Source organism: Singulisphaera acidiphila DSM 18658, assembly GCF_000242455.2.
Lineage (GTDB): Bacteria > Planctomycetota > Planctomycetia > Isosphaerales > Isosphaeraceae > Singulisphaera > Singulisphaera acidiphila.
This window is the reverse complement of record NC_019892.1, coordinates 3,268,261-3,290,340: the sequence shown is the minus strand read 5'-3', so window position 1 is coordinate 3,290,340 and position 22,080 is coordinate 3,268,261. Positions and strand designations below refer to the sequence as shown.

At 61.9% G+C, this 22,080-nt stretch carries 16 protein-coding genes; 7 read left to right on the top strand and 9 right to left on the bottom strand.

Annotated elements, in window-relative coordinates; genetic code table 11:
* Positions 1-185: 185 nt before the first annotated feature.
* The 3 genes from larB to SINAC_RS13010 all read left to right on the top strand — a co-directional run bounded on the left by larB (position 186) and on the right by SINAC_RS13010 (position 2,593).
* Positions 186-1,004 (top strand): nickel pincer cofactor biosynthesis protein LarB, encoded by an 819-nt coding sequence (gene larB / locus SINAC_RS13020; protein ID WP_015246110.1) that lies wholly within the window; start codon positions 186-188, stop codon positions 1,002-1,004.
* Positions 994-1,863, top strand: a complete 870-nt coding sequence (locus SINAC_RS13015; RefSeq protein WP_015246109.1) for an NAD(P)H-hydrate dehydratase — start codon at positions 994-996, stop codon at positions 1,861-1,863. Before larB ends, SINAC_RS13015 begins: the two co-directional genes overlap by 11 nt.
* 223 nt (positions 1,864-2,086) lie before the next feature.
* Positions 2,087-2,593 carry a hypothetical protein gene (locus SINAC_RS13010; RefSeq protein ID WP_237722538.1) on the top strand — a complete coding sequence of 169 codons (507 nt, stop codon included), beginning with the start codon at positions 2,087-2,089 and terminating at the stop codon, positions 2,591-2,593.
* A gap of 251 nt (positions 2,594-2,844) precedes the next feature.
* Here SINAC_RS13010 and argJ read toward each other — a convergent pair whose 3' ends face one another.
* Both argJ and SINAC_RS13000 read right to left on the bottom strand, forming a co-directional pair.
* Positions 2,845-4,053 carry a bifunctional glutamate N-acetyltransferase/amino-acid acetyltransferase ArgJ gene (argJ, locus tag SINAC_RS13005; protein WP_015246107.1) on the bottom strand — a complete coding sequence of 403 codons (1,209 nt, stop codon included), beginning with the start codon at positions 4,051-4,053 and terminating at the stop codon, positions 2,845-2,847.
* A gap of 38 nt (positions 4,054-4,091) precedes the next feature.
* Entirely contained in the window at positions 4,092-4,862 is a 771-nt protein-coding gene (locus tag SINAC_RS13000) for an SDR family NAD(P)-dependent oxidoreductase (RefSeq protein ID WP_015246106.1), read from the bottom strand.
* Between the two features lie 396 nt (positions 4,863-5,258).
* On the opposite strand from SINAC_RS13000, the gene SINAC_RS12995 reads away from it, so the two are divergent.
* Complete coding sequence (locus SINAC_RS12995; RefSeq protein WP_237722539.1) at positions 5,259-7,526, top strand: hypothetical protein; 2,268 nt, start codon at positions 5,259-5,261, stop codon at positions 7,524-7,526.
* A gap of 146 nt (positions 7,527-7,672) precedes the next feature.
* Here SINAC_RS12995 and rdgB read toward each other — a convergent pair whose 3' ends face one another.
* From rdgB to argB, 6 genes are all read right to left on the bottom strand, one after another.
* Complete coding sequence (gene rdgB / locus SINAC_RS12990; RefSeq protein WP_015246104.1) at positions 7,673-8,332, bottom strand: RdgB/HAM1 family non-canonical purine NTP pyrophosphatase; 660 nt, start codon at positions 8,330-8,332, stop codon at positions 7,673-7,675.
* A gap of 198 nt (positions 8,333-8,530) precedes the next feature.
* On the bottom strand, positions 8,531-9,718 hold the full coding sequence (locus SINAC_RS12985) for a hypothetical protein (RefSeq protein WP_015246103.1): 1,188 nt from the start codon (positions 9,716-9,718) through the stop codon (positions 8,531-8,533).
* A 276-nt stretch (positions 9,719-9,994) separates the two neighbouring features.
* The gene (gene rph / locus SINAC_RS12980; protein WP_015246102.1) at positions 9,995-10,711 is read right to left on the bottom strand and encodes a ribonuclease PH; all 717 of its coding nucleotides are present in this window, start codon (positions 10,709-10,711) and stop codon (positions 9,995-9,997) included.
* A gap of 222 nt (positions 10,712-10,933) precedes the next feature.
* Positions 10,934-11,911 carry an ornithine carbamoyltransferase gene (argF, locus tag SINAC_RS12975; RefSeq protein WP_015246101.1) on the bottom strand — a complete coding sequence of 326 codons (978 nt, stop codon included), beginning with the start codon at positions 11,909-11,911 and terminating at the stop codon, positions 10,934-10,936.
* A 20-nt stretch (positions 11,912-11,931) separates the two neighbouring features.
* Positions 11,932-13,140 (bottom strand): aspartate aminotransferase family protein, encoded by a 1,209-nt coding sequence (locus SINAC_RS12970; protein WP_015246100.1) that lies wholly within the window; start codon positions 13,138-13,140, stop codon positions 11,932-11,934.
* A 128-nt stretch (positions 13,141-13,268) separates the two neighbouring features.
* Entirely contained in the window at positions 13,269-14,246 is a 978-nt protein-coding gene (gene argB, locus SINAC_RS12965) for an acetylglutamate kinase (RefSeq protein ID WP_015246099.1), read from the bottom strand.
* Between the two features lie 154 nt (positions 14,247-14,400).
* Here argB and SINAC_RS12960 point away from each other — a divergent pair, with 154 nt between their 5' ends.
* From SINAC_RS12960 to SINAC_RS12950, 3 genes are all read left to right on the top strand, one after another.
* Positions 14,401-14,844 carry a hypothetical protein gene (locus tag SINAC_RS12960; protein ID WP_015246098.1) on the top strand — a complete coding sequence of 148 codons (444 nt, stop codon included), beginning with the start codon at positions 14,401-14,403 and terminating at the stop codon, positions 14,842-14,844.
* Between the two features lie 357 nt (positions 14,845-15,201).
* On the top strand, positions 15,202-18,915 hold the full coding sequence (metH, locus tag SINAC_RS12955; RefSeq protein WP_015246096.1) for a methionine synthase: 3,714 nt from the start codon (positions 15,202-15,204) through the stop codon (positions 18,913-18,915).
* A gap of 557 nt (positions 18,916-19,472) precedes the next feature.
* Complete coding sequence (locus SINAC_RS12950) at positions 19,473-19,814, top strand: hypothetical protein (protein ID WP_020466237.1); 342 nt, start codon at positions 19,473-19,475, stop codon at positions 19,812-19,814.
* 112 nt (positions 19,815-19,926) lie between these two features.
* On the opposite strand, the gene fusA is transcribed toward SINAC_RS12950, so the two are convergent.
* Entirely contained in the window at positions 19,927-21,990 is a 2,064-nt protein-coding gene (gene fusA / locus SINAC_RS12945; RefSeq protein WP_015246094.1) for an elongation factor G, read from the bottom strand.
* Positions 21,991-22,080: the final 90 nt, after the last annotated feature.

Here is a 22,080-nt window from a genome sequence, read left to right as displayed (position 1 = left end):
GCGAGACCTTGGCGTTTTTGTTGCTCCGTCCTCGAACCGGGGGGTGGGCGACTGAGGCCAACGGCCCTCTCGGCGGAGGAGAACCATAGAGCGTCGATTGCGGATCGTGGCGTGCCGGGTTACAAGTAGAGTCGATGCGGGAGCCCTCATTGTCTGGGCCGCACGAGTAATCTTGGAATGAATTCATGGACTCACACGAGCTCAGGTCATTGCTGGAAAGCGTGCGGACCGGCGAACTTTCGCCGACGGCCGCTGCTCAGAAGATTCGCACGGTTCCGTTTGAGGACGCCGGAGGCTATGCGTCGGTCGACTTGCACCGGGGGATTCGTTGCGGATTTCCTGAAGTCATTTTCGGGCAGGGCAAGACCGCGGAGCAAATTGAGGGCATACTGAAGGTTCTGCTCAAGCACGAACAAGGTGGGCTGGTCACGCGGGTCGAGCCGGAGACCGCAGTCCACCTGAAGACGGTCTTTGCCGATGGGGAACATAATTCACTCGGGCGAACGTTTCGGATTCGAGGGGCCGTCGACCCCGGGCCTGCCTTGGGTAAGGTTGCGATCGTGACAGCGGGCACGAGTGACCTGCCGGTGGGCGAAGAGGCCAGGGTGACGGCGGAGGCCTGGAACTGCGAGGTCACGCTTTTGGCCGATGTTGGCGTGGCGGGGCTTCATCGGCTCTTGCACAAGCTCGACACTCTGGGCGGTGCGGATGTCGTTGTGGTCGTCGCGGGGATGGAAGGGGCCTTGCCGAGCGTTGTCGGCGGATTGGTCGATTGCCCGGTGATCGCCGTTCCCACCAGCGTGGGGTACGGGGCCAGTTTCGGCGGACTGGCCGCCTTGCTTGGGATGTTGAATAGTTGCGCATCCAATGTTGTTGCAGTGAACATCGACGCCGGCTTCAAGGGAGGCCACGTCGCGGGTCTCATCGCCCGGCGGGCTGGGCAAGCGAGATGCTCAGCCCAGACACAAATTACACCACGCGGAGGTTCCGTCCATGACGCTTGAGCGGGTTGACACTCTTCCTATTCTTCCGAAACGTCCGGCAGACGGACACAAGGGGCTGTACGGCTCGGTACTCGTCGTGGCGGGTGGGCGCGGAATGGCCGGCGCTGCCGGTCTGGCCGGCGTCGCGGCGCTCCGATCGGGGGCGGGCCTCGTTCGGGTCGCCAGCTCGGCTGAAGTTCAGCCGACCGTCGCGAGCTTCGAACCCAGCTACATGACCTACCCCTTGGAGAACGACGAAGAGGGCCTGATCCGCTTCGAACCCGCGAAGAAGGCGCTGGGAACCCTGCTCGAACGAGCCACGGTCCTTGCGATTGGTCCCGGACTCGGCCAGTCGGCGGGGATCCGCGACCTCGTTCGCTGGGTCTTGGAATCGGTCAGCCTCCCGACGGTTGTTGACGCCGACGCGCTCAATGCTCTGGCCGGCCAGACCGACGCCCTGGCTGATCTCAAGCGGCCGACAGTGATCACGCCTCATCCCGGTGAGTTTGCTCGGCTGACCGGGCGGACCGTCGCCGAGATCCAGGCCGATCGCGAGACCCACGCCGTGGCTCTTGCCCAGGCCGACAACTTGGTCGTCGTCCTCAAGGGGGCGAAAACGATCGTGACCGACGGCGCTCGGATTTATGTCAACTCCACCGGCAACCCCGCCATGGCGACGGGTGGAGCGGGCGATGTCCTCACCGGCGTGATCGCCGCGCTGATCGGACAGAAACTCCCCGCGTTCGAGGCCGCACAGCTCGGCGTCTATATCCACGGCTTGGCCGGTGACATGGCCCGCGACCAGAACGGTGAGATCGGGACGATCGCCGGGGATATCGTCGACGTTCTCGCTGATGCGTTTTATCATCTCACCGCGTGAACGAAGAATAATCGTTCGATTCCTGCGAATCCTCCTATCGACTGAGTACGATTGGGTCGTTCTCCGTTCCACGAGCCACGATTTCCGGATTGCTCGAGCGCTTGCCCTGTGCGACGAGGAAGTCGTGGCGTATACTCGATGTTAACCACATGGGTGTGGGGATGGTGCGGAGACAACCCGACCGTCGGTCGATGCCGTCCCGAAACGAGTGAAGGAGGTTGGGGTGTCTTCACGCGAGAACCCATCGTCGCCGCCCTGGACATACCGGATGGAAGTCTCTCCCACTGGACAGGGTCCCGTGCCGGCCGCCGCCAACTACAATGACCCGGTCGCGCTGCTCCACTTCTTGGTGAACCTGCAAAATCAGACCCTTGAGATTCAACGTCAGATTCTCGAGAACCAGCGGCAGCAACTGGAACTCGCTCGGGAAGCCGCACAGGTCAACCGTGAGCAACGCGCTCGACAGATTGCCGAACTCGAACGGTGGCAGACGGGGCACGAACCGGTACTCGAGCACTGCCGAGAATCACTTGGCAACCTCGAGAAAGTTCACGCCGCACTCATGGGTGAGCTCGCCAACTACGTCTCCGACCACCATGAGAATCTGCTTGACGGCGATTTCGCACTGACCGACTTCGTCGACCGCTTCGGGCCTCGCCTCGCCCATCTCAACACGATGTTGGCCGTCCTGCGGCCGCTCGCCGCCGCTGTGAGAAAGACGGAGAGCTGAGCTGATCCAAGCGGAGCGGATCGATCGCCGATCCGCTCTCGAGTTTTCGCCTCGCATCGGCTCCTTCCTATCAGTTCTTGAAGAATCTTCGCTAGGTCGACTCTTCCTCGACTCACTCGTGATTGGCAAACAAGCAAGCGCGTGGATCTTCGCCCTTGCGCGATGCCGGTGGAAGTTGGGTCGGACAGGCGAGCCGGACGGCGGGGGTCAGAAGACTGGGGTCCAAGTACGGACCCCAGCCATTCCGTTTGCTAGGTGGTGTAGTCGGCATTGAGCCGAACGTACTCGGCCGTCAGGTCGCAGGTCCAGAACCGGATCGATCCCGACCCACGTTTCAGGGTGAGGCGGATTGTTGTCTCGCGTTCGGCGCGGAGGTGGGCCGAGACGGCCGCCGCGTCGAAGTTGAGCGGCACTCCGTCGCGATAGAGCGGGGTGTTGTTGAGCCAGAGCGAGAGCTCTTGCTCCTCGAACGGAACGCCGGAATAGCCTGCGGCTGAGACAATTCGACCCCAGTTCGGGTCGGCCCCTGCCACTGCCGTCTTCACGAGCGGGCTGTCGGCAACCGCTCGGGCAATAGTTCGAGCCTCCTCGCGGTCGCGAGCGCCTTCGACGTCGATCGTGATCAGGTGGGTGGCCCCTTCGCCATCGTCGGGGATCATCCTCGCGAGAGTCTGGCAGGTTGATTGAACGGAGGCCGCGAACTTGGCCAGCGCCTCGCCTTGGAGCGGTTCTCCCCCGGCTGCGCCGTTGGCGAGCAAAAGGACAGTGTCGTTGGTGCTGGTGTGCCCCTCGACCGAAATGCAGTTGAAGGTGGATTCGACTGCTTCGGAGAGAATCGCCTGCAAGTCCGTCGGCGCGACCCGTGCATCAGTGACCAGGAAGGCGAGCATCGTCGCCATCCGAGGTCCGATCATCGCCGCCCCCTTCGCCAGACCCAGCAGCGCCGTCGATCGGCCGTCCAGGTCTTGGCGGAGCGAAACGACCTTGGGACGCGTATCGGTCGTCATGATCGCCCGAGCCGCTTCGGCGAACTGTTCCGCCTCGCCGGAGAGGCTTGCCAAGGCACGGGCCAACCCGTCGCGGAGGTTATCCATCGGCAACTGGTGGCCGATGACACCCGTGGATGCCACGAGGACGTGCTGGGGAAGGCAGGCGAGGTGCTCGGCGGCGAAGGTCGCGGTCGCGGCGGCGTTCGCCTCGCCTTGAGCGCCGGTCGCCGCGTTGGCATTGCCCGCATTGACGACGATGGCCCGAATCGAGTCGGAGGGGACCAGGGCCTGATCCCAACGCACGGGCGCGGCACAGACCCGATTGGTCGTGAACGTTCCCGCAGCCGCACAGGGATGGTCGCTGGCGATCACGGCCAGGTCGAGCCCTCCCGACGGCTTGATGCCGGCTTTGACGGCCGTGGCGCGAAACCCGGCCGGAATCTCGAGCGTTGTTTCCGAGGCAGAGGACATGCGATCTCTCACAGAAAAAAGGCCTGATTTGAGCTCAATCACTGGACGGTGTATCCGCCGTCAACGAAAAGACAGGCTCCCGTCACGAAGCTCGAAGCCTCCGAGGCGAGAAAAACGGCGGCTGGTCCGATCTCCACCGGCTCCCCCCACCGCCCGAGCGGGATCTTCGCCTGCATCGCCGCATTGACGGTCGGGTCGTTGAGCAGCGGCAAATTGAGCTCGGTGGCAAACGGCCCTGGGCAGAGCGCGTTGACATTGATTCGGTCCGCGGCCCATTCCAGGGCGAGCGTCTTGGTCAGGAGGTCGAGTCCCCCTTTGCTCGACGCGTAAGGGGATCGGCCCGGCAACGCGATCTCGCCAAGCATGCTCGACATGTTAATCACCCGACCCCACTTCTGCCGCTTCATCGGCTCGGACACGGCGCGGCAGCAGAGCCAGGGACCCTTCAGGTTGGTGTCGAGCACCTGGTCCCAGTCGGACTCCTTCAGTTCTTCAATGGGCCCGCGGATGTTGATTCCCGCGTTGTTGACCAGGATGTCGAGGCGTCCGAAGGTGTCGAGCACGCGGGCCACCGCGCTCCTGATCTCGGCATCCTGGGTGACGTCGGCCACGATTCCGAGCGACCTGGCGCCGGTCGATTCTTGAACGCCGAGGGCTGCCGAGTGGACTTGCTCGCTGTTCCTTGCGGTCAGAGCCACCGAGGCCCCCGCCGAGGCCAATGCCTCGGCGATCACGCGGCCCAAACCTCGCGAACCCCCGGTCACAAGCGCCACTTTCCCGTCGAGCCGAAATCGATCCAAAACGCTCATCAGTGTCCTTTCGTCGCTGCTCCGCCACCGCGCCCTGGTTCCCTCTCCCCAATAGCGTACCCCACGACTCATAGATGCCATAGAAGCCGCTAAGTTCGGAGTGGCGAAGAGTCTGGTTCGCGAAACTTTACCGGTCATTTCTTGTATGCCTGAGCAGGGTTCTGTAACGGTTTCGGGGTTATTGCGGGGGCTTTGTTGGGTCTACGTAACATCTAGGCAAACCTTGCGTTCTGGAAGGCTTGGCTTACTGGGAAATCTAGAGAAAGCGCCTTAAGCTGCCAGCCTCGGGCGACCGAACACTATCAGTGAGTTAGCGGGTCCGAAGCCCGAGCGGAGCTTCGTGGCACGGGCTCAGCGATCCGGCGAGATTAGGTCGGGAGTGTGATTGAGGAGCGTATGATGCGGAAACTTCGATCGGTTGCGCTCATGACCCTGGTTTTTGGGGTGTGGGTGACCGAGCACCCGGCGGAGGCGGCCAGCTATGCTGGAGGGGCCTCAACGCGTTGTTGTCCGGTTCCCCAGGAGTGCGGGGGACATGTTGAGTACCAAACCCAGCGTCAGACCGTTCTCCAGGCTGTGCAGGAGACCGTCTACGAAAATCAGCAAGTCACGTCGGTGCGAGACGTCTGCGAAACGGTGATGCAGCCCAGAACTGTCACCACCATGCAGTCGATCGCTGAGCAGTGCGTGCGTGACGAAGCCTATACCGTCCAGCGTCCGAGCTATCGGACCGTGCAGAAAGAGTGCCGTTACACCGTCCAGCGCCCGGTCAGCCGGACGATCTGGAAGGACTGCACCTACACGGTTTGCCGCCCGGTTCGCGAGACGCATATGGAAGATCGGGTCTATACGGTGAGCCGCCCGGTGCGGGAAACCACCTTAAAGACCTGCACCTATAACGTCACTACGCCGGTTCGTGAAGTTTCCTACAAGGAATGCGCTTACACGGTCTGCCGCCCGGTGCAAGAGACGTTCATGAAGACCGTGAATTACACGGTCTGCCGCCCCGTTCAGGAGACGGCCTACAAGAACTGCACCTACACGGTTTGCCGCCCCGTCCAGAAGACCTGCTATCGCTCGGTTCCTTACACGGTGCAAGTGCCGGTCCAGACCACCGTACTGCAGTGCCAGCCGTACACCACGATGGTCCCCGTCCGGCAGTGTGCCTATAAGCAGGTCGCTTACACGGTCTGCCGCCCGGTCCGCGAGACCGTCATGCGGGAGTGCCGCTACACCGTCCAGACGCCGGTCCGCCGGACTGTGATGGAGAATTGCAGCTACACGGTTTGCCGCCCTGTGCGTGAGACCGTGATGCAGGAACAGCGTTACACGGTTTGCCGCCCCGTTCAGACGACCACCTTGCAGACGGTCACCGAGACCAGCTACCGGACGGTCACGGAAACCGCGTCCCGCGAAGTCTGCGAAACGATCTGCGTGCCGCGCACCGTGGTTCGCCAGGTCAGCCGCGAGTGTGGTGAGTGGGTCAACCAGCAGATCGAAGTGCCCGGCAAGATGGTTTGCGTCAACGGTTGCTGGGTTCAGTGCCCGCCCACTTACATCTGCAAGCGAGTGTGGTGCCCCCGGACGGTCGTTGAGAACGTTTCCTGCACGGTCTACGAGAGCCAGCAGGTTCGCAAGCAGGTTCCGTACACGGTCTGCCGCCAGGTACCCGAGTGCGTCACGCGGCAAGTTCCGGTGACCACCTGCACGATGGTTCCCCAGGAATGCGTCCGACAGATTCCGGTGACCACCTGCCGGATGGTCTCCGAGACGGTCGTCAAGCAGGTCCCCCGGGTCATCTGCGAGACGGTCGCGACCGAGTGCGTCAAGCAGGTTCCCGTCACCACCTGCCGGATGGTGAATGAGACCTGCACCAAGACTGTCCCCTACTCTTACTGCACGATGGTGCCCCGCACCTGCACGCGGACCGTCCCGGTCAGCGTGACCAAGATGTGCTCGAAGACCCTTTGCCGCCAGGAGGCTTACACCGTCACCCAGATGGTGCCCGAGACCCAGGTCAAGCAGGTTCCGTACACCGTCACCCGGATGGTCACGGTCCCTTGCACCAAGGTTGTCCCCTGCACGATCACCCGGACCGTTCGCGAGACCCACGTCAAGCGAATCCCGGTGACGACTTGCCGGATGGTTACCACCCAGCAGGTCAAGCAGGTTCCCGTCACCACCTGTCGGATGGTGACCGAGACCCGGCACTGCCCGGTTCCCGTGACCACCTGCCGGATGGTTGCCGAAACTTGCGTCAAGCGAGTTCCCCAGACCATCTGCGAGACCGTGACCGAGCAGTGCGTTCGGATCGTGCCTGAGACCATCTGCGAGATGCAGACCATCCAGTGCGTCCGGAAGGTGCCCTACACTGTGTGCCGTCAGGTGCCGGTGACGACCACCGTCCACTGCCCCGTGACCGTCAAGCGACAGGTCACTGAGTGCCGCACCGTCTGCGTGCCGAAGACGATCTGCCGCCAGGTTCCGGTCGAGGTCTGCGTCCAGGTTCCCGTGACGATCCACTGCCCGACTCCCGTGCTCGCCTCGGCACAGAGCGTGGTGGCTTCTGCACAAACTGAGGTTCCTTGCACGACCCTCCCCGCTTGCGACCCTTGCGATCGCAAGCACCCGCTCTTCGGACGCCTCCTCGGCCGCCGTTATTGAGCGTCGGTGAGAGTCCGTCCAAGCCGCCGTTGAATCACGAACGCCCTCCACTGTCAAAGTGGAGGGCGTTCGTGCACTTCGAAGGCACCGTACTCTGATCCTTGGGAATCGAAAACAGAGTGGTCGCTTTTCCCGGGGCTCGTTCTCTACCCCATCGCGTTCGACGCGATCAATCGCGCGAGATCGTCACGAAACCGACTGAACGCGCGCGCCCGATGGCTGAGCTGCCGTTTGACGACCGAGCTCAGTTCGCCAAACGTTTTATGATATTCAGGAATGAGGAACAACGGATCATAGCCGAACCCGTTGTTTCCCTGTGGAGCGCGGGTGATCCGGCCGCGGCAGGCCCCTTCCGACTCCAGGCGAATCGTACCGTCGGGGTCGGCCAGAGCGATGTGGCAGACGAAGGCCGCACCACGCTGGTCGTCGCTGAGAGCCGCCAGCGCATCGAGCAGCTTGCGGTTGTTCGCGTCATCGTCGCCGTGCGCGCCCGCGTAGCGTGCCGAGAAAACTCCAGGGGCACCATTCAGGGCGTCGACCGTCAGTCCCGAGTCGTCGGCAAGCACCCAGGAGCGTAAGCTCAGGGCGGTTTCGCTGGCCTTCTTGCGGGCATTTCCCGCGAAGGTGTCGGCATCCTCGACGACGTCGGCCACCTCGGGATGGTCCGCCAAGGAACCGACCGACAGACGCGCCAAATGCGGGTTCGGCTCCCAGGCAGGATGGATGAGCTCGGCCATCTCCTCCCCTTTCTTGCGGTTCCGGGTACCGATGACGAGACGGATGGAGTCGGGGCGGGACGAGGTCATCTTGGCGCTCGATAAGAGTGTCACGGATCGGGGAGATTTGCCCAATCATTGGAGGGAAGGTCTGTTGTCGTCAACACGACAAAGGGTCCAATCGAGGATCGAGCATAATATGCTCGATCCTCGATTGGACCCTTTGATTGCAAACGGAGTCGAGGGAATGCCCTCGGCGCGAGGCCGAGGGCGGCTTGGAGAGGCCGATTATTGGGGCTTGAGCGGTCCCACCTCGGTCAGGGCGGCGGCCGGGACAATCATGGTGTCGGTCACTGCCTTGCGCCGGCCAGTCGTCGGGTCCGGTTGAATGAGGGGAACTGCGAGTCGGAGCAGGCGCTCGCGGAGTTGGACGGCGGCCGGATCGTTCGGTGCATTGAAGGCGCCGATCATCACGCGGCTCGAGGACCGATCGTGATAGACGAAGACAGGCTGGCCGAGCTGTTTGATCTCTTCGGACTTCGCCAGCGACTGCGCCATCTTCTCGGCATCTTCCGCGGCGGTGATGAGCGGGCTCTTTTTCAGCCCCAGATCGTTCAAGGGCTGCGTGCCGGCGATGACAAAGCTTCCTCGGCCGCTGAAATTGGCAACCTCGAGGGTATAGTTCGCCGTGCAGTTATACAGGCTATTGGGGCCCTTGTTCATCCTCGTGACGAACGGGTCGTTGTGCCCCGGAAACAGATTCTGAGCGGGGACATAGGGATTGGTGGTCCGGGTCGCCTTGCTCAGACCCGTTTGCCAGGCGTACAACTTGGGCAGATTGTCGATACACTTCGGCCTGATCTTCTTGACCCTGTGGAGAAGCTCCTCAGTGCCTTTGAGGGTCTTCTCATTGCCGACGAGGACAGCCGCTTCATCGAAGCTCCGTACCCGCTCCGGATCGGTGAGCCGGGCTCGGTCCATCCCAGCGGGAGCCGTGGGAGGGACGTTGCGGATGTTGCTGTTTCGGGGGAAATCTTTGGATCGAAGAATGTATGCGGGTAGCTGGTACTCGTTCCGCAGCTCAAGCACGAGGGCCAGGGCCGATCGCTCAGCATCGGGGCCGCGAAACGTCTTGGCCAGGACCATGAAGGGGCCGACGTCCTTGGTGAGCAGGTAAGGTTCGATCGCGTCCTGAGGGAGCGCGATCTTGGGCGTCTGGTTTTGGTCCGGATAGTCCAGCGCAGGCATCGCGCCCGCCACATTGGCCGGACGGATATTGGGATCGGTGGGGGCCGAGGCCCCAGCCTGGCTACCACTGGCCAAGGCGGATGAGGTTGCGGACGCAGTTGGCTGCGAACCGGTTTTTGGCGTTGCGGCCGGACGGAAGAACCCACTCTTTGGGCTCTGACCGTACGCGCAAACGGTGAGCGTGGCCAACGAGCCGGCCAGCGCCAAGGTGGCGATCGGCGATTTCATGAGCGATTCCCCCATCCTGTCGGGTACGCGGCGGGTCGAAAAGGGGATCGATGGACGCAGTCCCCCTGAACCCGTACCACGGGTCTCCTTTGAATCCATTCAGTCGGGTTGTGAATCGAAAGGATGAGGTCTCGGTGACTTGTCGGGCGGGACTTTAGCAGAACATGGTCAGGTCGACCAGACGGAAAATTAAGAAGGAAGACGTGTGTGCTTTGGAAGTGGTCGCTCGGAGGTAAAAGGAGGGTGAACCTCCGAGCCCTTCTCTTTTGATTGATCTCAGACGATGAACGGCCAGTGAATCCCGAGCGTCTCGCGCTGGACCTGAATCAAGCGGTCGATCCCCTCGTCGGCGAGGTCGAGGAGCGCTTGGAGCTGGGGCCGCGAGAAAGTTCCCCCCTCGCCAGTGCCTTGGACTTCAACGAGTCCGCCGCCACCGAGCCGGATGACGTTGAAGTCCACCTCGGCCGTCGAGTCTTCGGGATAGTCGAGGTCGAGGACCGGCTCGCCGGCGACAATCCCGGTGCTGACAGCAGCCACGCTGTCGCGGAGAATTGTGCCGGCCGCCTCACCGAATCGACTCGACAGGGCATCGGCCACGGCAATGAAGGCGGCCGTGATCGCGGCGGTTCGGGTGCCGCCATCGGCTTCGATGACGTCGGCATCGACATGGAGGGTCCAGGGACCAAGCGCCTTGGTATCGATCACCGCACGCAGGCTCCGGCCGATCAAACGCTGAATCTCGGTCGACCGGCCATCCGTCCCGCGCGATTTTCGCGTCGGTGTGCTGCCGGGCAGCATCGAGTATTCGGCGGTCAGCCATCCCACTCCTTTGCCCTCAAGGAACGGGGGGACCTTGTCGGACAGGTGGGCTGTGACGAGGACCGTCGTGCGGCCGGCTCGGTAGAGCGCACTGCCGGGGCTATTCCGGACGAATCCGCGCTCGACGGTGACCGGGCGAAGTTCGTTGGGAGCGCGACCATCATGTCGGGGCATGCGGAACTCCGTAGATCAAATGTCTCGCACGTTATTATGGAGCGGTTGAACCCTGGGATCGTGCTTGGAGCAAGCGTGAGAAGCCAATCCGGCACTTATATTGGGTGGGCTCGGCCCGCCAGGTTTCGCCCCAAGGGGGAGGAGCCCCCACGCCCGCCCCGCCTTTTCTCAAAAGGCGTGGTGTCTACCCGGCAAGACACTTTCTCAGACCCTGATTTCAGCTCAGGATGCGGCCTGGCCTTGCATGGCATTGGGAACCGTTCGCGTGAGCTCCTCGGGCCACTTGTCCGAGAGGAGCCAGATCAAGAGTGCCTTCTGGAAATGGAGCCGGTTGGCCGCCTGGAGGATGACGACACTTTGCGGGCCGTCGAGCACCTCGGAGGTGACTTCTTCCTCACGGCGAGCGGGCAGGCAATGAAGGAAGATTGCCTCGTCCTTGGCCTGTGAGAGGAGCTCTTGGTTGACCTGGAACGGGGCGAACGCCGCGCGACGGAGTTCGGCTTCGTGCTCTTGCCCCATACTCGCCCAGACGTCGGTGTAGACGACGTCGGCCCCGGCCAATGCGCGCCGAGGGTCGTGCTCGACCACGAGCGGAATGTGCGGGAACGTGGCTTCGAATTGAGCTCGGAACTGGGAAGGAAACTCGTACCCGATCGGCGCGGCGAGTGCGAACTCCATGCCGGTGAGCGCCGCGGCCAGAGCAAGCGAACGTGCCACGTTATTCCCGTCACCCACGAAGACGAGCCGAAGCCCCTCAAGGCGACCGAGCGTCTCCTTGATCGTCATCAGGTCGGCCAGGGCCTGGCAGGGATGCGCGGCGTCGGACAGCGCGTTCACGACCGGAATCGTGGCATGCTCGGCCAAGGCTTCGATCGTCTGGTGCGCGAAGGTGCGAACGGCAAGCACATCCACGTATTGGCTGATAACGCGTGCGAAGTCGGGGATGCTTTCACGCACCCCCATGCCCACGTCCTTGCCGTTCAGGAAGATTGCGTTGCCGCCGAGCTGGGCGATGGCGGCCTCGAAGCTGACCCGGGTTCGCAGGGACGGCTTCTCGAAAATGAGGCCGAGCGTCCGACCCTCCAAATAAGGAGGGCGGTGCCCTTGTTGGTCGTGTCGTTTGAGTTCGATCGCTCGGTCGATCAGGTCAACAGCGGCCTCGGCCGAGAGGTCGAAAAGTTCAATAAAATGGCGGATCATCGGGCACCTCCTCGCCTGGCTCAGATGGTCTGACGCCGGATCACGTCGGCCAGGATGGCACACCCCTCATCAATCTGCTCGTCGCTGACGTTGAGCGCGGGCAAGAGCCGTACGACATTGCCGTGGGTTGCGTTAATCAAGAGCTTGCGTTCGAGGCACTCGGCGACCACGCTCGACGCATCAAAGGTCAATTCCAGGCCGATCATCACGCCGAGGATCCGAATCTCGCGAACCAGGTCGGGGCGCTCGTCGCGGAGCGTCTGGAAATGGCCGCGGAATCGCTCGCCCACGGCTCGGCCGCGTGCCAGCAAGCCCTCTTGCTCGATCGTCTCAACAGCGGCGAGGCCGGCGCGGCAGGCGATCGGGTTGCCGCCGAAAGTACTTGCGTGCGTTCCCGGCTTCAGATAGCTGGCAACTTCAGGGGTCGCCATCATCACGCCAGCCGCGACTCCGCCCGCCAATGCCTTGGCACAGGTCAGGATGTCGGGCGTGATGTTCGAGTGTTGATAAGCGAACCATTCACCGGTCCGCCCCAGGCCGGTCTGAACCTCGTCGAGGATCAGGAGCACTCCGCGCTCATTGCAGAGCGAACGCAGGCCAGGCAGGTAGTCGGGCGAAGGGACGTTCACCCCCCCTTCCCCTTGGATTGGTTCGACCAGGACGGCCGCCGTCTGGTCGTCGAGCGCCGCGGCTACCGCGTCCAGGTTGTTGTAGGGGACGTAGGTGAAGCCGGGAACCAGCGGCTCGCAGCCGGCGTGGTACTTCGGCTGGGCGGTCGCGGTGAGGGCGGCGTAGGTTCGCCCGTGGAACCCGTTCTCCATCGTGACGATCTTGAAGCGTCCCTTGGGAGATCCGTAGAGCCGGGAAAGCTTGATTGCCGCTTCGTTGGCCTCTGCGCCGCTGTTGCAGAAGAAGCTCTGGCCGCCGAACGCCTTCTCCGAGAGTGCCCGGGCAAACGCCCCTTGCGACTCCATGTACCAAGTATTCGGCACATGAATCAGTTGCCCAACCTGCTCGCGAACCGCCTCGACGATCCGAGGCGGACAATGGCCGAGCAAGTTGCAGCCCCAGCCCGGAAAAAAGTCAAGGTAACGATTCCCTTCGGCGTCCCAGATCCAAGAACCTTCACCCCTGACCAGGCAGACCGGGTAGCGGCGATAGTTGGGGATCACGTACTTGCCGAATTGGGCAATCGTTTCCTCGGAACTCAGATTCGCAACTTGGGCCAAGGCTAGAGCTCCCGTCAGGCTGGGCCGGCGACCCGGCGTTCGTGAGAAGACATCATAAAGAGAGAATGGTTTCCGCAACTTCGGCGATGAGACCAAGCAAAGCGACCGTGAATCCATCCGCCAATCAATCAGTGCCGGGCCGAGATGCCTCGGCTCGATCCATTCGCATTTTCTTGCAAGACGATCTCGGTCCCGATCCCCTTGTCGGTATACATCTCGAGCAAGAGCGAGTGGCGAAGCCGGCCGTCAATGATGTGTGTCTTCCGCACACCGTCACGGAGGCTGTCGAGGCTGGCCTCGACTTTCGGGATCATTCCTTTATCAATGATCCCTTGTGCGATCAGATCGCGACACTCGACCGGCGTCAGACTCCGAATCAGGCTCTGAGGTTCGGTTCGATCCTTGAGGATCCCCGGCGTGTCGGTCAGGAACACGAGCTTCTCGGCCTTGAGCGCCACGGCGACCGCCGCGGCTGCGGTGTCGGCGTTGACATTCAAGAGGAGCTCGTCCTCCCCCTCGGCTAGCGACGGGAGCACTGGCACGACCCCGGCGAAGCAGAGATTCTCGATCAAGGAAACCTCGACCTCGGTCACCTCACCCACGCGTCCCAGGTCCACGTCCGCCCCGTTACCGTCGGGCAGAGTCAACCGGCGGCCGAAGAGGCATTGCGTCGTTTTATGATGCAAGCCCGCGGCGCGTCCGCCGTACTTGGTAATATGTCGAACAATATCGACATTGATTTCTTCGGCCAGCACCCGGGCGACGATTCCCAAGGTGGCCTCATCGGTGTACCGCCGCCCTTGGACGAACCGGGCTTGCAGTCCCGCTTGTTCCATCGCCAGAGTGATCGCTTTGCCGCCGCCATGGACCACCACGGGTCTCATGCCGACGGTTTGCATGAAAACGATGTCGACGAGCAAGGCTCGAAGGGCTTCGGGCTCTTCCATCACCGAGCCGCCGAGCTTGATGACGGTGAACCGTCCGTGGAACTTGCGGAAGTAACCGAGTGCCTCGATCAGGACATCCGCCTTGCGGATCGCTTCTTCATGCACGGCGTGATCCCCAACCGCTCCCAAACAATCGACGACCAAACCACCATTCTTCATTTCTCGTGACCCTTTGTAAAGTAGGCGCTGGCGGTTCGTGCGCGCAGCGGAACGGTTGGCTTGGCGACAAGGCTCGATTCGTATTACGATAAAAGGGACGTGAGCGATTGCAGATTCCCGCCAGACTCGATTCCCTTTTTGAGGATTTTTTTCGGTGGAACCTGCCCGTGGCCTTCCTCAGCATGATCTCGACTTCGACCGGCTACCGGCACGTTCACCGATTCTTCTTGATCCCTACTTCCAGGAGTACCAGCGGCTCGTTTCCAATCCGTTCCTTGCACTCGCCGCATTGATCCCCTGGTACGTGGCGATTCGGCGGGCGTTTCTGGCCAAGCATGCCCCGATGATTCTGCTTCTGCTCGCCAGCCTGTTCGGGATCGCCTGCCTGCTCCAGTTTCACTGCCTGGATTGCGGCGCGACAGGCAGCCTTTTTCGATGGAAGCGTCATGCCTGCGATCGCGCGATCGCCCGGCAACTTGGGTACGCTCGGCGCCGTTGGCTGCTCGGTCCGAACCCGATGACCCAGACCGTGCTCTGGGGTATCACGGTCGTCGTCGTGGGGTTCCTCGCCTTAATTAAGTTTCAGGGCCGGCGCTGAGTTTTGCCCTTTGATCACGCAATCGCCGAGAGTTCTTGCCCGAGCGATCCACCTTGACAGGGCTTCAGGGCGCGAAAGATAATCGCTCACCCAACCGCCCTTATAAAATGAGGGAAGTCGGGTCTCGAGGTCAGACGCAGCGACGCCTATGGCCGCTTGCCCCATGACACCCTCCTCATCGAGAAGCCGTTTGGCCCGATGATATGACGTAGTCGTTCGTAGAATGACAGGGTCGACGCGAGAAACGACTCTGAAGCGAAGGTCGAACATGTCTTTAAAGAAGAGTTCGATCTGCCGCGGCGACGTTCGTTGAGAAATGGTTTCCTTGTCTGTCTTTTCAGGATGCCTGGAAGTCCAATGACCGATACGCGACATCGCCTTGAGCAGATCCTCTCCGAGCGGATCATGATCCTCGATGGCGCAATGGGGACGATGATCCACGCGCACAAGCCGACGGAAGAGGATTATCGCGGCGAACGGTTCCGCAATCATTCCAAGCTGCTTAAGAACTGCACCGAGATCATGGCGCTGAGCCAGCCGCATATGATCGAGGAGATCCATACCGCTTATCTCGAAGCGGGATCCGATATCGTCTCAACCGACAGCTTCAACAGCAACGCGATCTCGATGGCCGACTACGACCTCGAGGATTACGTCTTTGAGCTGAACGAGGCGGCGGCAGCGATTGCCCGTCGGGCGGCCGATGCGATGACCCGCAAGACGCCTGACAAGCCGCGGTTCGTGGCTGGCAGTCTCGGGCCGACCAACAAGATGCTCAACAACCCCTCGGATCCGAACAACCCGGACCCGAGCTATCGCCCCGTGACCTTCGACCAGCTCGTTGATGCCTACACCGAGCAGGTTCGTGGCCTGGTGAGCGGCGGGGCCGACATTCTGCTGGCGGAAACCGCGTTCGACACCCTGAATTTAAAAGCCTGCCTGTTCGCGATCGACAAATACTTTGACGCCCATGGCGGCCGGCTGCCCGTCATGGCCTCCACGACGATCTTCAATGGTGGGGTGACCCTGACCTCGCAGAAGGTCGAGGCGTTCTGGGCCTCGATGTCCACTTACGACCTGTTCAGCGTCGGGATCAATTGCGCCCTGGGCGCCGACCAGATGCGCCCTTATGTCGAGGCCCTTTCCAGCCTCGCGGTCCCCTACATGAGCTGTTACCCGAACGCCGGCTTGCCCAACGCCCTGGGCGAGTTCGACGACAGCCCCGGGTCGCTCGGCAGTCCCGACCACATGGCGAGGCGGATCCGCGAGTTCGCCACCGACGGTTGGCTGAACCTCGTGGGCGGCTGCTGTGGGACGCGCCCGCCGCATATTCGCGCGATCGCCGAGGCGATTCAAGACGTCCGCCCGCGCACTCGCCCGGTTCGCCCGTCCTGGTCGATTCTCAGCGGGACCGATGCGCTGACGATTCGCCCCGAAAGCAACTTCATGATGGTGGGCGAGCGGACCAACATCACGGGCTCGAAGAAGTTTGCCCGGTTGATCAAAGGGGGCGACTACGACAGCGCCTTGAGCGTGGCCCGCGACCAGGTCGAGGGGGGGGCCAACATCGTCGACGTCAACATGGACGAGGGGATGATCGACGGCGAGGAGGCGATGACCAAGTTCCTCCGGCTGATCGCGGCCGAACCCGACATCACTCGGGTGCCGATCATGATCGACAGCTCGAAATGGTCGGTTATCGAGGCGGGCCTGAAGTGTGTTCAGGGTAAGTCGATCGTCAACTCGATCAGCCTCAAGGAAGGGGAAGAGAAGTTCCTCGAACAAGCGAAGCTCGTTCACCGCTATGGCGCGGCCGTCGTGGTGATGGCGTTCGATGAGGAAGGTCAGGCGGTCACGGCCGATCGCAAGGTCGAGATCTGTACGCGGGCTTATGAGCTGTTGACGAAGCAGGTTGGTTTCGCCCCGGCCGACATCATCTTCGACACCAATATCCTGACCGTCGGGACGGGCATCGAGGAACACAACAACTACGCGGTCGAGTTCATCGAAGCGGTTCGCCAGCTCAAGCAGATGTTCCCGGAGTCGAAGACGAGCGGCGGTGTCAGCAACGTTTCGTTCTCCTACCGCGGCAATGACGTTGTTCGGGAAGCGATGAACGCGGCCTTCCTCTACCACGCGATTGCCGCCGGGCTCGATATGGGGATCGTCAACGCCGGTCAGCTCGAGGTCTACGAGGAGATTCCCAAGGACTTGCTCGAGCGCGTTGAGGACGTGCTCTTGAATCGCCGGCCGGATGCCGCCGATCGTCTGACCGACTTCGCCGAGACGGTCAAGAAGCGGGGCAAGAAGGAAACGGGGAAAGATCTGGCCTGGCGCGACGGCCCGGTCGAGGAGCGGCTCAAGCACGCCCTGATTACGGGAAACGCGGACTTTGTCGAGGCCGACGTGGAGGAGGCGCGACAGTCGTACACCCGGACCCTCTCGATTATCGAAGGGCCGCTGATGGACGGTATGAACGTCGTCGGCGACCTCTTCGGCGCGGGCAAAATGTTCCTCCCGCAAGTCGTCAAGAGCGCCCGCGTGATGAAGAAGGCGGTGGCCTACCTCCTCCCGTTCATGGAGGCGGAGAAGGCCAAAGGGGACGTGAGCTCGCGGAAGGCCCGCGGCAAATTGCTGATGGCGACCGTCAAGGGAGACGTTCATGACATCGGCAAGAACATCGTCGGCGTCGTCCTGGGCTGTAATGACTACGAGGTGATCGACCTCGGTGTGATGGTTCCCTGTGAGAAGATTCTCGCAGCGGCCCGCGAGCATGAGGTGGACATGATCGGCCTCTCCGGCTTGATCACACCCTCGCTCGACGAGATGGTCCACGTCGCCAAGGAGATGGAGCGGGAAGGGTTCGAACTCCCGCTCCTGATCGGCGGCGCCACGACGAGCATCAAGCACACGGCGGTCAAGATCGCTCCCAGTTATCACGGTACGGTCATCCATGTGAAGGATGCATCGCGCTGTGTGGGGGTGGTCGATCGATTGAACCGCGACGATCAACGCGACTTGATCGCCAACGAAAATCGGACGATGCAGGAGAAGGAACGCGTCAGCTTCGCCCAGCGCCGGAAGCGAAACCTCGTCACCTATGCCGAGGCTCAGAGACGACGGTTCTCCCCTGACTGGACGACTTCTGAGATCGCCGTTCCCGCACAAATCGGAGCACGGATCCTCCACGACTTGCCACTTAGCGACTTGGTCCCGTACATCGATTGGTCCCCCTTCTTCATGGCCTGGGAATTGAAGGGGAAATACCCCTCGATCTTCGAGTCGCCCGAGGTGGGTACCGAGGCGAAGAAACTCTTCAACGACGCGAAACGGTTGCTGGATCAGATCATCGCACGCAAGTCGCTGACGGCCGGCGGCGTCTACGGGATCTTCCCCGCGAATTCCGAGGGCGACGATATTGTCGTGTACTCGGATGAGTCGCGGACCACGCCGACCTTTCGCTTTCCGACGCTCCGCCAGCAGTGGGAGCGTGAAGGGCAGACCTCGTTCCGCTGCCTGGCCGACTATATCGCCCCGGTCTCGACGGGCCGCCCCGACTACCTGGGGGCCTTCGCGATCACGACGGGCATTGGCGCCGAGGATCTGGTGGAAGGATTCGAACGCGATCATGACGACTACAATTCGATCATGGTCAAGGCCCTGGCCGATCGCCTGGCCGAGGCGTTCTCGGAATATCTCCATGAACGCGTCCGTCGCGAGTGGGGCTATGGGCAGAACGAAGGTTTGGCCAAGGCCGACCTGATCGCCGAGAAGTATCGCGGCATTCGTCCGGCCTCGGGTTACCCGACCTCTCCTGATCACACCGAGAAGTTGCTTCTCTGGAAGTTGCTCGATGTCGAGGCGGCGGCCGGGATTCGCTTGACCGAGTCGTTGGCGATGTATCCCGGGGCGTCCGTCAGCGGTCTTTACTTCGCCCATCCCGAGGCGCGTTACTTCGCGGTCGACCTGATCACGCGCGATCAGGTCGAGAGTTACGCTTCGCGCAAGGGGATGTCGATTGCTGAGGTCGAACGTTGGCTGGCCCCCAACCTGGCCTATGACGTCAGCTAACGCGGTTTGCTTTCGGATCGATCCAAGTGAGAGCCATCCCCAATGCGGGCTCTCTCAAGGGCTCTGAGGGGGCAGGAAAAGGGGCTCCGCAACACCGCTCCGGTGAACGCGGCTTTTGCAGCCTTGGTGGGTTAAACGTGAATGCTCGGCCGCCGGACCGACGTTGTCCCCTCCAAGTCTGCAAAAACACTTCAATTGGGGATTTGTCGATTCCAGGGCTTGCGCGTCTGGCTAGGGTAGGGGCAGTTGCCTCTCGGGCAGCCAAATGCTGTGTGACGGGCGCGGATTTCAGAGAATGAGTTTGCCCGTCACCAAGGGCGCTCTAATAATAGAGAGAACGTCAGGTTCGACCCCGAGCGGACGGGCCTCACCCACATGTCCGTGCGCCAAGAGGTATCACCATGGCCCATTTCCGAAGTTTCGCCATAGCAGCGTTCGTAACAGGTGCTCTTGCACTGATTGCCTCGGCGCAAACCCCTCCGGCGCCGACTTCGTCCTCGAGCCGTTCGCCGAATGTGCTTCCTCGAAGCAGTAACAACCGGTCCGTCTTTTCGCAGATGTCGGCCCCAGCACGCCGGCGAAGCATCGTTCATCACTACCCCTATCCTTACCCGAACTACTACACGAACGATCGATCGGCCGGGTTCCGAAACCCAGGCGGCGTCGGTCGCTTCAGCGAGTACTATCCGCCTGGCGGCCAATTCCAGGTGAACCCCGGGGTCGACCCGGTTCGCGTCGCGACCTTCGATCGAGGGGGGGGACCGACCCTGGCTGACCAACGGGCGGCTCAGCAGATCGGGATTCAACGCGATGCCGTGATGCAGCGGCATATCGACAATTTCGCTCGCCCCTATTTCGGGTACGGTTATGGCGTCGGCTTCTTCGGCGGCTTCAACTGAGCGACTTATCCGAATCGAACTGTGACCAGGATTCAAGAACGGGCCGGGAAGAGGTCAGCCTCTTCCCGGCCCGTTCTTTTTTTTCTTGGAAGCTTGAACCCTTCAGGTCCGGTCAGTCTTCCTCGATGCCCGCGCGACTCTTGGCCCACTTGTCCATGACGTTTTGCTGGACGTTCGGTGGGACCGGCTCGTAGGAGCGGAACTCCATCGTGAAGGAACCCTGCCCGCCGGTCATACTCTTCAGGTCGGTGGCATAGCGCAACACTTCGCTGAGCGGCACGCTTGCCTGGATCGACTGCACGCCCCCAGGCATGGTTTCCATCCCCGTAATCTGGCCGCGCCTCGTGGCCAGGTCGGCCGTGATGTCACCGAACTTGTTGAGCGGAACGACCACATCCAAGGTGACAATGGGTTCCAACAACACCGGACGGGCGTCGTGAAATGCCTTCCGGAAGGCGTTGGCCGCTGCCGTCTTGAAGGCTTGCTCCGAGCTATCGACGGCATGATAGGAGCCGAAGAAGACCTCGACCTCGACGTCGACGACCGGGTTCCCGGAAATGATTCCTTTCTCCAGTTGCTCCCGGGCCCCTTTTTCGACGGCGGGAATGTACTGGTTAGGAATCACCCCCCCTTTGATCGAGTCGACGAAGTGGAACCCTTCCCCACGCGCCCGGGGGCGGATCCTGAGCTGCACGTCGGCAAATTGCCCTCGGCCCCCGGTCTGTTTCTTGTGGCGATAGTGGGCCTCCGCCTCTCCCGTGATCGTCTCCAGGTAAGGTACGTGAGGGACATGCGTGTTGATGTCGAGCTTGTAGCGGTTCTTGAGCCGATGCTGGATCACATCCAGATGCAGCTCGCTCATGCCGGAGATGACCAACTCGTGCGTCTGCGAGTCGCGACGGAAGGTGAAGGTCGGATCCTCGTCGGCGATCTTGGTCAGGCCGACCGAGATCCTCGGCTCATCCTCCCTCGTCTTCGGCTCCACGGCGCGGGGGACCATCGGGGTCGGGAATTTGATCGGCTTCAGGACCAGATGAGGCTCAGAGCCATTGCCCGCTGTCGAGACCGTATCGGAGATATGGAGGTCATCAAACTTGGGAACCGCGACGATGTCGCCTGCGATCGCCTCTTTCACTTCCTCGAGGTTCTTCCCTTGCAAGCGGTAGAGGTGCCCTGGCTTGCTCGTCTTGCCCGTGCGGAGGTTGGAGAGCAAGGTGTCGTGGGCGATCCGCCCCGAGTGAATCCGGAGGAAGCTGAGCTTGCCCATGAACAGGTCGTTCGTCGTTTTGAAGACCTGGGCGATGAGTTCGCCGTCTTCGTGAGGTTCGAGCTCGACCTCATCGTCGGCACGCGAGCCGAGGCGGTGGCTGTCGGCGGGCGTCAGGCTGCATTCGGACAGCAGATTCAGCAGCTCCTTGAGGCCGATGTCCTTGCGAGCCGAAAGGCAGACGATCGGGACGATCTGCCCGTTCGTGATCGCCCGGCAGGCCGCCTCGCGAAGCTCGCGCAGAGGGAGAGTTTCCCCTTCCAGGTAACGGCTCATGAGGTCTTCATCGGACTCGACGATCTGCTCGACCACCATCTGATAGGCTTCGGCCGGATGCATCGGGCAGTCGTCCGGCACATCCTCGGGTGGGTTGAGCGCGTCGATCACGCCTGAGAACTTGGGGCCCTGACCGATCGGTACGTAGAAGGGGACACAGCCGGGTCCGAAGTTTTCGCGAATCTGCTCCAGCAGGTCGAGGAAATCGACGTTATCGCCGTCCATCTTGGTCAGGGCGATGATTCGGCCCAGCCTGAGTCGGGCCGCTTCCTGGAAGATGCGACGGGTATTGACCTCGATGCCGGCGGGGGCGGCGATGGTCGTGATCACGTTCTCGACGGCGGCCAAGCCGCTGAGGGCATTGCCGATGAAGTCAGGGTAGCCGGGGGTGTCGATCAGGTGGATCTGCCGGTTCGCCCACTCGAGATGGAGGAGGTGTGAGTCAATAGTGATATGTCGACGTTTTTCTTCATCTTCAACATCGGAGAGGCTTGTGCCGTCGTCGACCGACCCGCGCCGATCGGTGGCGCCTGCGGTGTAAAGGAGGGCGTCGGCAAGACTGGTCTTGCCCGACGCCCCATGTCCAGCCAAGGCAATGTTGCGGATGTCAGTGATGTGATAGGTGGTGGTCATGGCGTCTCGTCCTCCCGTTGGGTCTGGGCTGAGTCTTCCGCCTTGGGACCGACGACCAAGCCACCCAATCGAATAAAAGGACGAGCCGAG

What these genes read in the sequence shown, in the direction of transcription:
- larB (WP_015246110.1), top strand. Translation starts at nt 186, where the DNA reads ATGGACTCACACGAGCTCAGGTCATTGCTGGAAAGCGTGCGGACCGGC.
- SINAC_RS13015 (WP_015246109.1), top strand. Translation starts at nt 994, where the DNA reads ATGACGCTTGAGCGGGTTGACACTCTTCCTATTCTTCCGAAACGTCCG.
- argJ (WP_015246107.1), bottom strand. Translation starts at nt 4,053, where the DNA reads ATGTCCTCTGCCTCGGAAACAACGCTCGAGATTCCGGCCGGGTTTCGC.
- SINAC_RS13000 (WP_015246106.1), bottom strand. Translation starts at nt 4,862, where the DNA reads ATGAGCGTTTTGGATCGATTTCGGCTCGACGGGAAAGTGGCGCTTGTG.
- SINAC_RS12995 (WP_237722539.1), top strand. Translation starts at nt 5,259, where the DNA reads ATGATGCGGAAACTTCGATCGGTTGCGCTCATGACCCTGGTTTTTGGG.
- rdgB (WP_015246104.1), bottom strand. Translation starts at nt 8,332, where the DNA reads ATGACCTCGTCCCGCCCCGACTCCATCCGTCTCGTCATCGGTACCCGG.
- SINAC_RS12985 (WP_015246103.1), bottom strand. Translation starts at nt 9,718, where the DNA reads ATGAAATCGCCGATCGCCACCTTGGCGCTGGCCGGCTCGTTGGCCACG.
- rph (WP_015246102.1), bottom strand. Translation starts at nt 10,711, where the DNA reads ATGCCCCGACATGATGGTCGCGCTCCCAACGAACTTCGCCCGGTCACC.
- argF (WP_015246101.1), bottom strand. Translation starts at nt 11,911, where the DNA reads ATGATCCGCCATTTTATTGAACTTTTCGACCTCTCGGCCGAGGCCGCT.
- argB (WP_015246099.1), bottom strand. Translation starts at nt 14,246, where the DNA reads ATGAAGAATGGTGGTTTGGTCGTCGATTGTTTGGGAGCGGTTGGGGAT.
- metH (WP_015246096.1), top strand. Translation starts at nt 15,202, where the DNA reads ATGACCGATACGCGACATCGCCTTGAGCAGATCCTCTCCGAGCGGATC.
- SINAC_RS12950 (WP_020466237.1), top strand. Translation starts at nt 19,473, where the DNA reads ATGTCGGCCCCAGCACGCCGGCGAAGCATCGTTCATCACTACCCCTAT.
- fusA (WP_015246094.1), bottom strand. Translation starts at nt 21,990, where the DNA reads ATGACCACCACCTATCACATCACTGACATCCGCAACATTGCCTTGGCT.